The sequence below is a fragment of the Enterococcus viikkiensis genome (assembly GCF_005405345.1).
In the GTDB taxonomy this organism is placed as follows: Bacteria; Bacillota; Bacilli; order Lactobacillales; family Enterococcaceae; genus Enterococcus_A; species Enterococcus_A viikkiensis.
In genome coordinates this window covers 69,004-82,279 of the sequence record NZ_BJDW01000009.1, presented here as the reverse complement: position 1 = coordinate 82,279, position 13,276 = coordinate 69,004, and the positions used below count along the sequence as shown (strand labels likewise).

Below are 13,276 nucleotides of genomic sequence, written 5' to 3'. Positions count from 1 at the left end.
ATTTAAAATAATATCATTTTTTTATATCCAAGTAAAAAGCTACTTAAAATTAATATATAAAAATATTTTAGAATAGAAAATCTATACAAATATAATTTTAACAGAAAAAATAACTTTTTGAAACGATATCCTAAAACGCTCATTTCTAATTTCTTGTAAAAATATAAAAATCAACGCTATTTTTCTGCACTATGTAATCTACAATCAAATAAAATCACTTTTTGCTATTTAGTACTGATCTAGTTTCAAAAATAATACTTGTATCGTCACAAAAAAATCGGATAAACGACGGATTGATCGTGTCAGTTTTTCTGCGATTACTTAATTTTATTGGATGAATAATCCCTTTAAATGAATAGAAATTATTCTTTTAACTGCCTTTGAGTAGAAGTTTCAGGCTTTAACATTAAACGAATTTCTTGCTACTAACTTGTTCCACTGGTCCATGTTTTGGGTCAATTTTCTGGTTACTCGATTGTATCTTCAATCGGCTATACCCCATTGATTCTTCTATATACTGTCATTAATACTAGCCTACGTAATAAATCTGTACTTATGAATTTTTTTCAAAAATTGTTCTATCACAAGAGATAAAGCTTATTGATCACTAAGAAGATGACACCAAACTATTTATTACAATAACGGGATTTTCAGACGCATAAACTATTTAAGAGTAGAACTGCGCTGGATTTAAAAACTCTCTTCCTAAAATCATTCATAAAAGGACTTCTTGCACTTTCGGTTTTTATTCGTATTGAATGTCAAAACACTTTCTAAACGATAAACATAAAAAAAGATGAGGTGATTTCCACCTCATCTTTTCTTCGATTTGTATTAATTGATCAATTTAATATGAGTCAACGGAAAATACACCGCTCGTGCCTTTCCTAATATATCTTTGCTAGCGACGGTACCAAAAGACCGGCTATCTTTCGAAATTCGTCGGTTGTCACCTAACACAAAATATTCATTTTTCGGCAGATGCTCCTTACCAATCAGCTCTTGTAGCTGAAAATCTGTGGTATAAGGTGATACTTGGTGATCATGACTGCGATTATTAGTTAAAAAGGGTTCTGCAATTTTTTTATTATTAATATACAGCTGATCCTTCTCATAGCGAATTTGATCGCCCGGAAGTCCAATGACTCGCTTAATATAAATCGTCCCATCCGCTTGTTGAAATACAATCACATCAAAACGTTTTATTTTACTGAATTTTTCCATCAGAACCATGTCTTTTTGCTGCAACGTCTGATCCATTGAATTGCCAGTCACCGGTACGGGAATCAATAGGAACCCGCGAATGATAACGCCAACAAAAAGAGAGATCAGCAAATATTTAAGACCTAAAAAAAGATGGTTTTTTGTTAACATATTTTTCACGCGGTCCCTCCTTTGTAAATCAAAAACAACAGAGAGATCTCTGTTGTTTATTTTTTCAAGGTTTCGATTGCTTTGGCATATGCGGCATCATTAGCCTTTACTAACCGGAACAGCTTTTCCTGTAAAACGTCAACAGTTTTATCATCTAAGGCACCGGTCGCTGGTAGATTGTTCTCGTTTTGAATCTTCGTTACCGCATCTCGGGTAGCCTCATTGAAGACAGAACCATCCGTCGGATAGCCTAATGCATTCAAGATTGTATTGATATTTTTAATTGGATCGCCTGAATCCCCGATACGCCAGTTAGACTCCTTCGAAATCGGTGGTAACTTGCCATATTCAGGATAATCAGCTTCGATCGTCGGCGTTACTCCTTTACCTTCAACTGATTTACCATCCGGCATAAACCACTTCATAACCGTCAGCTGGACATAGTTGTCTTTTCCGATTGAATGAACACTTTGAACAGTTCCCTTACCAAAGGTATGAACACCAATAATCGGGTAGTTTTTATTCTTTACAGCAGCAGCTAACAATTCAGAGCCAAAGGAACTTTCTTGATCAACTAAAAAGACCGTTGGTTCCTTCACTTTAAAACCTTGATCAATCTTTTTCCCAGCTTTATCAATCGAAATGATTTTGTCATTGTTAGAAAACTGGGCGATCGTATCTCCATTTTGTAAAAAATAACTCGCGACTCTTTCCGCTTCGGCTAGTACCCCGCCAGCATTTTGCCGTAAATCAATTACAAATGTTTTTGCACCTTGTTTTCTTAGCTCTTCAATGATCGTCCGAAATTCCAACGCCGTAGTTTCCCGGAAATTATCAATCTGGATTGAACCGACCGTTGGATTTTTTTCGTCAATCGTACCTTTCACCGTATCCTCAGGTACAACATCTCGTTCTAGACTCACTTCAAATTTGTCCGTTTCACGCTGAATCAATAATTTTACTTGGGTTCCTTTTTCTCCTCTGATTAAGCTCGCAACCTGATCCAATGACTTGTCTTTCGTAGATTTACCGTCCACTTCTAAAATAATGTCATTGGCTTTTAATTTGGCTTTTTCAGCGGGAGAATTTTTCAAAGGTACTTCATCAATGATCGGCAGTCGATTTTCTAATTCCAAATTAGCACCGATTCCTTCGAAAGTTCCAGCCACTTTGGCATTTAGTTCCTTTGTCTCTTTCGCCGTTAAAAATTTAGAATCAGGATCATCTAAGGAATCCGTCATCCCTTTTAATGCCCCTTGAATCAACTCTTCTTGGCTTACTTTATCTACGTAATTCGTGCTGATCAAATCATATAGGTCTTGAACTTCATCTAAATCATTTCTTGTTATTTTAACAACGGATTCATTGTTTAACGCTTGCTTTTGCTCAACAAAGTGAGTGACGACTGCTGTGATGATTGCAGTCGCTGCAATTGCGATAAAAAAAATAGATAGTGGCAACGTTCTTTTCTGCAAGGCGCATTTTCCTTTCACCCTTTTTTTCATGATAGCACGCTATAAAAAAAAGGGAAAGCCCTCAATGACTTTTCCTTATTAATTACTTGTTGTTTTCTAAATACTTTTCCCAAACTTGATCAAATAGATCCATTGAAGCTAGATAATTTACGTTCAATTCCAAATAATCGGCTACTTCGTGATAGTCCTCAGAGTGTTTCGGGAACATGATATCTCTACTGACATCATTAGCAAAAACCTCCACCGGATCTTGTAAATTATGCCCTCGTTGCGTCAAAATGTAATGATAAAAACTTCTTCTCAATGCTTTTCACCTCGATGACTCTCACTGCTATTTGAAAAAAGTCTAGTCATCAGCTTTCTTTTCTTTTGGTAAATATAAACTGAATTGAATATCATCGCCAACCAAATCAATATGATTGGCCTTAATAAACATTCCGTTATTTAATTTGAACTCGTTTAATTTCAAGACGATTGTTTGCTCTTTTGGATCAACTTCTACCCATTTAGGGATTTTATACCCTCGTTTAATGGCTGTCATTACTTGACTTACTGGTAAATTCAACGAGCCGATTGATAGGTCTCGCGCTTTTAGCTGAACATTGCCATTATCCATAACATACGGATCAAAGTAAAGATAAAAATCGACGTTCGCTCCTAATATTTTGAACTCGCCCTTAAGCATCGCTTGATTTTCTAAGTAAAACTCATATTTTACATCTGAGCCTTTTTGTAGATCATTCAAAAAATATGCCATAACGGTATTTAATTTCTTTTTATTCGTATTCATTGTCAAAACTGGTGAGCCTTTCGGCACTGTCGTTTCACTGCTTGGGGGAAGGTTGGTTTCTCGAACAGTAAAGACTCGAACTGTGGTAAAAATTAGCCCACCTAATAGGATACCGATCAATACGAGAAAGGCGATCTTCCAGCCGTTGATTTTTCCTTTGACAGTAGAACGCTTCTCTGGTTGTCTTTCTTCTTTATTCTCTTCCATTAATTGTTCTCCTTTAGTAACCATAAATCTTTCGTGTCCATAATTTTTTCACGGATCGCAGTCGCCATTAACTGATACCCCAAGTTGTTGGGATGAAAATTGTCTTCATCGTATAAAACGTTATTCTTCACTTCCGAACTGGAACTTTCGGTACTGTCAGTGGCCTCACCGCTTTTCTTTGTGGCAACGCCTTTATAGAGCAAGTCATTTACTGGAACAAAGAAGCTATTTGAATTTTTTTCCGTAATTCTCTCTGTCTCCTTGTTCCAATTATCAACCACTGTCTGCATCGCTTTAATATCCGGAAAATTTAAATAGTAAGGGTTGTAAATACCTACCACATAAATCGGCGCCTTTGAATTCAATTCGCGCATCTCTGTTAAGATCTTTTCGACGTGTTCCCCGTATTTTTTTATTGGACGATCAAATTGCTTAGCATTTTTAGCGGTAAGATTTTTTTGAAACGCTTGGAACAGATCATTTCCACCAACCGTCATCGTGATGAGATCGGCACTCGCTAAACTGTTTCGCAAATCAGAGTCATTTTTCACTCGTTTTAAAATTTGATCGCTACGCTCACCAGAAACACCATAATTATCTTTTTCTACCGAAGACAGTTCATATTTTTGCTGGAGCGAATCGGCCACCAGAGGCACATAACCGCCGCGTTTCGTCTCGTCCCCAACGCCTTCCGTTAATGAATCCCCAACGGCTACTAAATGAACGGATTGTTTATAGTTTTGACTGTCATCACGGCTGACGCGAATTCGTGACTCCGCCTTAGGAATGGTCAAAAAGAGCAGGAGCAAAGTGACTATTGCTGCTGCAAATGGAATTAATATTGTCGTAAATCGTTTCATTTATCTGCTCCTTTTAAAAAAAACGCCTCTATCACTAGAGGCAGGTACAACTAATCAGTATAATACATAATCGCAAACGCCCCTGGTCCGGTATGAGTTGCGACAATCGGATTGGTATGCAAAACAGGAATGTGCATATCTGGGAACATTTCTTGTAGTGCTTGCTTAGCTTCATCAACAAAGTCTAATTTACCAGCATAAGAAATGCCGATCTGCTTAACATCAACCTTGCTTAATTCATCTTTAAAGGCGCTAAACCATTTACTGAAGGTTTTCTTTCCGCGGCCCTTCATAATCGGTAACAATTCACCATCTTCAAGTTCCATTACTACACGCATATTCAATACACTTGAGATCACACCCGCAACGCGACTGATTCGTCCGCCTTTGACCAGATTATCAAGTGATGAGATACCGATGAACAATTTACTATTATTTTTCACTCGTTCCACACCGGCTAAAACCTCTTCAAGTGTAGCGCCAGCTTCTGCTAATTTTGCAGCTTCAATCACTTGGAAGGCTTGTGATTGATCGATAAATCCACAATCAATGACCTTTACCTCGCTGCTGCTTAAAAACGTTGCTTGACGAGCGGCCTCTGCTGTCCCACTTAACGTATGAGACATATGAATCGAAACGATCGGACTGCCATCCTTTCCTAGCTCATCATAAAGTTCAGCAAAATAGCCAATTGGCGGCTGACTTGTTTTTGGTAAATTTTTGGCCTTTGCCATCATTTCCATAAATTTTTCACCAGTCAAATCGTCATCATCGGGATAAACGACATCGTCGATCATCACTGATAACGGGATAACCGTGATATTTAATTCCTCACGTACAGATTTTTCAATTGTACACGAAGAGTCTGTTACAATTTTAACATTTGGCATTCTGATCCTTCTTTCCACACCAGTTTTCAAATTAGATTCAGTATATCAAACCTGAAGAAATAAATCATGGTTCACGCTAGTTTCTTTATAAATCTTGAAAGAACTACGCAATTAAGAAGTTATTCTTTGATAGGTTTCGAAGTGATAGGGATACAGGTTCTTATCATCCTGCTGCCCTACGGTACTTTCAGCTAGCTGCCACTGTTTCCAATCTATGGGGGGAAAATAGGCATCCCCTTCAAAATCAGCATCGATGACTGTCCGATAAATTTTTTGGCAATACGGCAGAAATTCTTGATAGATTGCTGATCCGCCTGCAATAAACGTCATCCCGTCATTTTTTTCAGCATAAGACAGAACCTCCGCTGACGAATGCATGATGATCACATTCGATGCTGGATAGTTTTGATCATGTGTTAAGACGATTGTTTGACGATTCGGCAATGGGCGTCCACCCATGCCCTCAAAAGTTTTTCGTCCCATCACTAGCGTGTGATTTAACGTAGTTTCTTTAAAGAAACGCAAATCATTTGGCAAATGCCAAGGAAGCCGATTATTCTTTCCAATCAGTCCATTTTTATCTTGTGCCCAAATTGCAACCAGCATAGTGTTCCTCCTAACTGTTTGTTCGTTTAGCCGAAACTCAGCTTCCTTCGACAATCTCACTTAAATATTCCCAACGAGTCATTTTTTCTTCCAATGCGGCTTCTGTTTCGTCTAATTCTTTTTGCAAGGTTTGCAGCTTGGTAAAGTCATCCCCTTGATGATTCATGGCTTCCGTCAGCTCATCTAGCTTGTTTTCCATAGCGGCGATATCTTCTTCGATCGTGGACCATTCTTTTTGCTCATTGTAAGAAAGCTTTTTCTTCCGTTCTTGTGGGTGCGGCTGTGGTTTTGCTTTAACCGTTTTTTCTTCTTTTGTTGGTGTCTGCTGCGCCAAATAATCTAAAATTGAACCGAAGTAGGAAATAATTTCTCCATTACCTTCAAAGATCAACAATTTTTCAGCTACTTTGTCTAAGAAATAACGATCATGAGAAACCGTGATGACTGCACCAGAAAAATCTTGCAAATAATCTTCTAAAATTGTCAAAGTGGCGATATCTAAATCATTTGTTGGCTCATCCAATAGTAAAACATTGGGCTGCTGAATCAACAGCTTTAATAAATAAAGTCGCCGCTTCTCACCACCAGATAGTTTACCGACCTTTGTCCCATGCATAAATCGAGGAAATAAGAAACGTTCTAACAGTTCGGCGACACCAATTTGTGAACCGTCACGTTGTTTGACTTCTTCCGCTGCTTCCTGCAAATAAGCGATCATCCGTTTTTCTGGATCTAATGCTTCATTTTGTTGCGTATAATAGGCCAAGCGAACGGTTTCACCGATTTCAAGTACACCGCTATCTAAAGCTAGACGACCAGCTAATAGGTTTAGCAACGTTGATTTTCCCGCGCCATTTTTCCCGGTAATTCCTAAACGTTCTTTCGATTGAACCAACAAATCGAAATGACTGAGAATTTTTTTGTCTTCAATTGTAAACGACGCATCCTTCATTTCTAAGACTTTTTTTCCTAGCCGAGTGGTTGCGATGTTCATTTCAATCTGTCCATCGCTTTTCACTTGATGAAGAGTTTCCTTCAAATCCTCGAAACGGTTGATTCGCGCCTGTTGTTTGGTGCTACGTGCTTGCACCCCTGCTCGCATCCAAGCTAGCTCTTGTTTATATAACTGCTTTCGTTTGCCTTCTTGTTCAACCGCCACTCGATCTCGCTCGGACTTTTCAACAAGGTAGGCTTCATAGTTTCCCTGGTATTCATACAGCTTACCAAATGATAGCTCAAAAATGCGATTGGTTACACGATCTAAAAAGTACCGATCATGGGTCACCATTAATAACGACCCTTGGTAATGTTTCAAATAGTTTTCCAACCATTGGATTGCCTCATAATCTAAATGGTTGGTGGGTTCATCCAGCAATAATAAATCTGGCGAATCAATCAGCACTTGCGCCAAAGCCACACGCTTCACCTGACCACCTGATAGTTGGCCAATCTGTTGATCCAAGCTTTCGATGCCTAGTTTGTTTAAAATCGCTTTCGCTTCACTATCGGCCGTCCAGGCATCTTGTTTGTTCATCGCTTCTTCCGCCAGAGTAAACTGACGCTGAGCAGCAGTGCTGTTATCCTCAGTTAATTGCAGCAACGCCTTTTCATACGCTCGCACGGTCTGCATCAAAGGATTATTGCCTTGAAAAACCGCATCTAGAACCATTGTTTCAGCGGGAAATTGCTGATCCTGTGCTAAATAGCCAATCCGATAATCGCTGGATTTTTCAATAGCGGAAATATCGCCATCTCCGCTGTCACGACCAGCTAAGATGGCTAGTAAGCTGGATTTTCCGGTGCCATTAACACCGATCAAGCCAATCCGATCTTTTTCATGAATCAAAAAAGAGATTCGATCAAATAACGTTTTATCACCAAAGGTTTTTAATAATTCTGTTACTTTCAATTCTTTCATTTTGAACCATCCTCAAAATTTCTCTTCGTTATTGTAACAAAAAAAAGCCATAAAGGAAATTTTTCCTCTACGACTTTATTCGAATTAAGTGATCATCCATTGTAAAAAGATTAATTACCAGTTAAAGCCATCAAATTCAGAAAAATGATGCGCTTTTCTTGTTCCCTGACCATGTGGGCCACCAAATCCATGATGACCTCCTCTGTGAGAGAATCTCGGATCAGTAAACTCACGTCCACCACCAAAGGTTTCTTCAGACTCTTCCTCTGAAAAATGACTTTTTAGTGTATTGGACAATTTTTCTACTAACCTTGACCATTCAATTTTCTCTTCTTCAGTAAAGTCTGCGAATAATTCTTCGCCAAAATCGGGGCGTTTAGAAACTTTTTCAGCTTCTTCTTTACCTAACTCAGTTAACCGAACAATCATTACGCGACGATCCGCTTCAGAAGCTTCACGAGTGATCCATTCTTTATCTTCTAATTTTTGTAATAGTTCTCCCACTGATTGTGGACGCATATCTAGGACAAAGGTTAATTCCTTTTGGCTAATTTCGGGATTCAATTTCAACAAAGCTAAAATACGTCCTTGGCCACGATGAGGCCCCATCGCATGGTTTTTAGCTGCGCGACTGCGCAAGTAGCGATGCAAATCATGTTGTAATTTCATAAATTGTTCATTCATTTGGTTTTCCATAATAACTCTCCTCTTTAAAAATAATCGTTTTCCAATTGAAATTGGAAGCAAAGCATTTAGAAAGGCACCTTACTTAAATATATAATACAGGTACCTTCTTAAATTAGCAAGAGTATTGTTACTTTTATTACGGCACCTTAATAATTACTTAAAAAAAAAAGACAAGTATTCAAAAAGAATACTTGTCTTCGTGCTATTAGAATGATTCGCCATAGACTTCATCAACCGTCTTGGTTGGATCAATCACGATGTAAAGGCTCTTGGTCTTTTCAGAGACTTTCGTTGATTGATAGACGTTGTCTAACCCTTCAGTGTCTTTGTCTTTATAAGGGAAGTAAACGGAATCTGGATGTCCTGCACGGTAAATAATTTCCATCCGTTCGATGTCTTCGAATTTACGTGCCCGTTCGAACATTCCCATTTCTAAACCGCCTAAGTTAATGTCTGAAGTTTGAACATGGTCGCCTTCTTGATAAATTTCGATCTTGAAGCCCGCACACGGATGGATTTCAACAAACTCACTACCGTGAATTCTTCCAAAACTTGTCGTAATTTGCTTGATCCACAAATCACCAATATATCGACGATCAATCGTCCAAGTTTCCCCATTACGGAAATAGAACTTTAAAGCTGTCATTTCTCTTGCCATTCTACATTCTCCTCACTACTAATCTAGAATCAGTTTAGCACACCTTGAGTAAACGGTCACATGTTGTGCTTCTACTTCAATTTTTTCAAAAAAGTTGCCGTTTCGACAATTACTCGTTGATGGCTGGCTATCCCAATCAATGCCGCTTGATCATAGGCATTAATAGAAAAAGAGAGCTTCTGATCGTCAACATCAGTAATCTCGGCTTCTATCTTGATTTCAGCTCCAATGGCGCTGGGCGCAAGATGCTTCAAATCCATCTTGAATCCAACCGTTGTTTGTCCCGCTGAAAGCTCTTCAGCAACCAAACATTTTGCACAATTTTCCATCATGGCCACTAACGCAGGGGTCGCCAAGACCTCTAAGTCGCCAGACCCCATTGAACGTGCCGTTTGATTCTTTGCCACTGGATATTTTTTGGTCAATGTCTTCATATCATTCTCCTTTTCAAAAAATCCGTCGCATAGGCCAAAAGTACAGCTTTTTCATTGTTTAAATGACCTTCAACTACTTCTTGCTCCATTGCTTTCAAGGTCGTACTGATCCAAGGTCCACGAGGATACTCAAAGTTACTCATGAGATCGTTCCCTTTTACTGCGAGATCTTTCAAGGAAAAAATGGGTAAATATTGATACAGTAAACGAACCTTCGCTAAATTCGGTTCCTGTTGAAAATAATACAATAAATACTCCACCGACAAAGCCAATTCTCGGCCAAGCTGGTACAAAGACCAATTGTCCCACTCATGGATTAGCCGATAATGCAGTGCTGGAACCATCTGGCTAACTTCACGAATCAACTGATTGGAACATTTCCACTCCTTCATAAACTGTCGAATCTCTTCTTCGCCAAAATTCAGCATCGTCATTAATAAGGTCCAGGCTTGGCGTTCCGTTGGGATTGCTGGCCCGCGCAACTCAGCAAAATTCAATAGCGCATCACCATGCTCTCGCAACCCTGGACAATAAATATAGCACTCTGATTCAACAAACGAACGCAGACCTGCCTCACGAAACGAACCCATCATCAATTTAACAAACTCAACATTGATTCGTTCCACTGAAATCTTTGCCAACAATGAATGGTATTCTTGAATTGCTTCGAAAGTTTCCGGTTCCAACGTAAATCCTAAATGACTGACAAAGCGCAATGCCCGCATCATTCGCAGCGCATCTTCATGGAAACGTTCATAAGGATTCCCCACTGCCCGCAAGACCTTATTACGCAAATCACTTAAGCCGTCAAATAAATCAATTACATTCCCATCGATTCCTACCGCCAATGCATTGATTGTGAAATCTCGCCGTTTCAAATCTTCCTTTAATGAACGAACAAACTCAACATGATCTGGTCGACGATAATCTTGATACGTTGATTCTGTTCGAAAGGTAGTGACTTCGTAGGTAGCCTCCTTTGTGACAACCATCACTGTGCCATGATCAATACCGACATCGATCGTTCTGTGAAACAATTCCTTGACCTCAGCCGGAAAGGCACTGGTGGCGATGTCGACATCATGGATTGGTTTGTTCAGCAAAATATCACGAACGCTACCTCCCACATAATAGGCTTCGTAGCCAGCATTTTGCAATTTACGTAAAATCGGCATCGCCCCTTGAAATTCTAATGGCAAGGCTTCTAGTCTCATTCTTCGTCACCTTCCGTCTGACCATCTTTTCGTTCAAAGCGGTAACGATCCCGCTGATTAAATTTATTCATATTCCGATCAAAAGCCTCCGTTAAATCAATCCCTAAAGAGTTAGCCATAATAATCGTGACAAATAAAACATCGCCTAATTCTTCTTCAACGGTCTTCGGTTTCTCTGATGCTTTTTTGCTTTTCTCGCCATAATAATGATTGATCTCACGAGCTAGTTCTCCGACTTCTTCGGTCAAACGAGCCATTTGACCTAACGGGAAAAAATAACCTGCCTTAAACTGTTGAATATAATCATCAACTTCTTGTTGCATGATTTTCATTGTCTTTTGATTCATCAAACCACCTCAAACCTATCTTATCAAAAAACAGTTTTCTTTCCTATCATGTTGTTGTAACAATCTATAATTCGTGCTATGTTGGATGAGGACAAAATTTGAAGGGGGTGTCGTATGGAAACGACTATGACTACACGGATTAAGGAAATTTTATTTATTGTGGTGGGTACAGCCATATATGCCTTTGGATTGGTTTACTTGAATATTGCCAACCATTTAGCAGAAGGTGGCGTTACTGGTATTACCTTGATTATTCGCGCCTTGTTTGGGATCGATCCTGCGTATACAACACTAATTATTAATATACCTTTGATTTTAATCGGTGGAAAAATTTTGGGGAAACGTTCTTTTTATTACACCATTTTAGGTACGGTTTGTTTATCCATTTTCTTATGGATTTGGCAACGTGTGCCATTTACAATCAATTTAGACCATGACTTGTTTATCGTCTCGATTTTAGCGGGTTTATTCGCCGGATTTGGAAGCGGATTAGTTTATCGATACGGTGGGACAACAGGTGGAGCAGACGTGATTGCCCGTATTTTGGAACAGAAATTCGGCCTGACGATGGGAAAATCTTTATTAGTTTTTGATATTATTGTTTTAATTTGTTCATTGACTTATCTAGATTTGAAACGCATGATGTACACCTTGATTGTTTCTTTCGTATTCAGTCGCGTCGTAGACATTCTTTCTTCTGGAGGGTATGCAGCTAAGGGTGTCATGATTATCACCAATGAAAGCAATGTAATCGCAGAACTATTAATGTCTCATCTAGAGCGTGGGGTAACCTACCTTCATGGTGAAGGCGGCTTTTCTTCTGAAATGAAACGGATCGTTTATATCGTAGTTTCACAACAGGAGATTAACGAGGTTAAAAAATTAGTTCACTCCGTTGATGAAAAAGCGTTTATCTTAATCAGCAATGTTCATGACGTTGAAGGAGAAGGTTTCACCTACTTGAGACCGCAACGCCGCCGCTTCACCTTGAAACGAACGACTTAAACAAAACAAAAAGGAATTTTCACTCATCGTGGAAATTCCTTTTTGTTTTGATCATGGTCTCCTTTTATTAGTCCCCCGTTAAGTACGTCTTCTGTCGTTCGAGTAGTTTTTTTTAACATTTTCCTCCGCTTACAAGACAAAGATTTTTCGCAATACAACGGCACTAGAATCCTAACTAGGACTTAACATCATTCAACGACTCCTGTTGTCATTAAAAAAAGCAAGTAGGATTGCTCGCTACTTGCTAAGACCATTTATTTGTCGAATAACGCTAATTTCAATCGATTCAATTCATCGGATAGAATCAAAAACGACTCTTTATCTCCATCTTCTAAAGCGAGATCAATTTGCTTCTTCAGCAAGTCTGCTTGCGCTTCTTTCTCTTGACGCTTCAAATAATTCTCCACCTCTAATACGATCTCTTCGCTGACAGTATCGTTCCAAGAGTTTTCAGGATTATCCTCCAAGACCAATAAATATTGAGCATTTTGCCAAGAATTTGGGAAAACACACTCTAAGTACAAAGGCTGCTGCCAATGCAACCGAATCTCATGAAAAATTTGATCACTATTCGTAAACTGCTGACCCTCTACCGTAAGCACCATGGAATCTTCACGTTGGGTGATATCACGAAAAACGATGCCGCGCTTCGTATTTAAGGCCCCTTCAACGATATGCACATTCCGTAAAATAGCTTCGTGGTTAATTAAGTAGTTCAAAATCCAAATCACTTCTCGTCGTTGAAAAGACACATTATTGATCAACCAAACAAGAAATTCACGTTTTTCAGCTACCTCGATCATCTTCTCAC

The 13,276-nt window shown here is 39.0% G+C and carries 15 protein-coding genes; 1 reads left to right on the top strand and 14 read right to left on the bottom strand.

The genetic code is table 11. The features are described from left to right. Positions 1–834: 834 nt before the first annotated feature. From lepB to FFM67_RS06305, 13 genes are all read right to left on the bottom strand, one after another. Positions 835–1,374, bottom strand: a complete 540-nt coding sequence (gene lepB / locus FFM67_RS06365; RefSeq protein ID WP_170178000.1) for a signal peptidase I — start codon at positions 1,372–1,374, stop codon at positions 835–837. A 56-nt stretch (positions 1,375–1,430) separates the two neighbouring features. Next, positions 1,431–2,849, bottom strand: a complete 1,419-nt coding sequence (locus FFM67_RS06360) for a S41 family peptidase (protein ID WP_137613739.1) — start codon at positions 2,847–2,849, stop codon at positions 1,431–1,433. Positions 2,850–2,931: 82 nt separating this feature from the next. Beyond that, positions 2,932–3,153, bottom strand: coding sequence for a YozE family protein (locus FFM67_RS06355; protein WP_137613738.1), 222 nt, complete (start codon positions 3,151–3,153; stop codon positions 2,932–2,934). A 42-nt stretch (positions 3,154–3,195) separates the two neighbouring features. Further along, positions 3,196–3,846: a YpmS family protein gene (locus tag FFM67_RS06350; RefSeq protein WP_174784465.1), complete on the bottom strand. Its 651-nt coding sequence runs from the start codon at positions 3,844–3,846 to the stop codon at positions 3,196–3,198. Beyond that, positions 3,846–4,706 (bottom strand): SGNH/GDSL hydrolase family protein, encoded by an 861-nt coding sequence (locus FFM67_RS06345; protein WP_137613736.1) that lies wholly within the window; start codon positions 4,704–4,706, stop codon positions 3,846–3,848. Before FFM67_RS06345 ends, FFM67_RS06350 begins: the two co-directional genes overlap by 1 nt. A gap of 50 nt (positions 4,707–4,756) precedes the next feature. Next, entirely contained in the window at positions 4,757–5,596 is an 840-nt protein-coding gene (locus tag FFM67_RS06340) for a DegV family protein (protein WP_137613735.1), read from the bottom strand. A 111-nt stretch (positions 5,597–5,707) separates the two neighbouring features. Further along, positions 5,708–6,202, bottom strand: a complete 495-nt coding sequence (locus FFM67_RS06335) for a dihydrofolate reductase (RefSeq protein ID WP_137613734.1) — start codon at positions 6,200–6,202, stop codon at positions 5,708–5,710. 37 nt (positions 6,203–6,239) lie between these two features. Beyond that, complete coding sequence (locus tag FFM67_RS06330; protein WP_137613733.1) at positions 6,240–8,120, bottom strand: ABC-F family ATP-binding cassette domain-containing protein; 1,881 nt, start codon at positions 8,118–8,120, stop codon at positions 6,240–6,242. A 114-nt stretch (positions 8,121–8,234) separates the two neighbouring features. Further along, positions 8,235–8,816: a MarR family winged helix-turn-helix transcriptional regulator gene (locus FFM67_RS06325; RefSeq protein ID WP_137613732.1), complete on the bottom strand. Its 582-nt coding sequence runs from the start codon at positions 8,814–8,816 to the stop codon at positions 8,235–8,237. Positions 8,817–9,012: 196 nt separating this feature from the next. Continuing rightward, a complete protein-coding gene (locus tag FFM67_RS06320; RefSeq protein WP_071861190.1) occupies positions 9,013–9,465 on the bottom strand; it encodes a hypothetical protein in 453 nt (150 codons plus the stop codon). Between the two features lie 71 nt (positions 9,466–9,536). After that, positions 9,537–9,899 (bottom strand): thioesterase family protein, encoded by a 363-nt coding sequence (locus FFM67_RS06315; RefSeq protein ID WP_137613731.1) that lies wholly within the window; start codon positions 9,897–9,899, stop codon positions 9,537–9,539. Next, complete coding sequence (locus FFM67_RS06310; RefSeq protein WP_137613730.1) at positions 9,896–11,113, bottom strand: CCA tRNA nucleotidyltransferase; 1,218 nt, start codon at positions 11,111–11,113, stop codon at positions 9,896–9,898. Before FFM67_RS06310 ends, FFM67_RS06315 begins: the two co-directional genes overlap by 4 nt. Further along, complete coding sequence (locus FFM67_RS06305; protein WP_137613729.1) at positions 11,110–11,460, bottom strand: nucleotide pyrophosphohydrolase; 351 nt, start codon at positions 11,458–11,460, stop codon at positions 11,110–11,112. The genes FFM67_RS06310 and FFM67_RS06305 overlap by 4 nt, the downstream gene beginning before the upstream one ends. A gap of 114 nt (positions 11,461–11,574) precedes the next feature. Here FFM67_RS06305 and FFM67_RS06300 point away from each other — a divergent pair, with 114 nt between their 5' ends. Beyond that, entirely contained in the window at positions 11,575–12,465 is an 891-nt protein-coding gene (locus tag FFM67_RS06300; protein ID WP_137613728.1) for a YitT family protein, read from the top strand. A gap of 254 nt (positions 12,466–12,719) precedes the next feature. On the opposite strand, the gene FFM67_RS06295 is transcribed toward FFM67_RS06300, so the two are convergent. Then, positions 12,720–13,268: a YpiB family protein gene (locus FFM67_RS06295; protein ID WP_137613727.1), complete on the bottom strand. Its 549-nt coding sequence runs from the start codon at positions 13,266–13,268 to the stop codon at positions 12,720–12,722. Positions 13,269–13,276 lie beyond the last annotated feature (8 nt).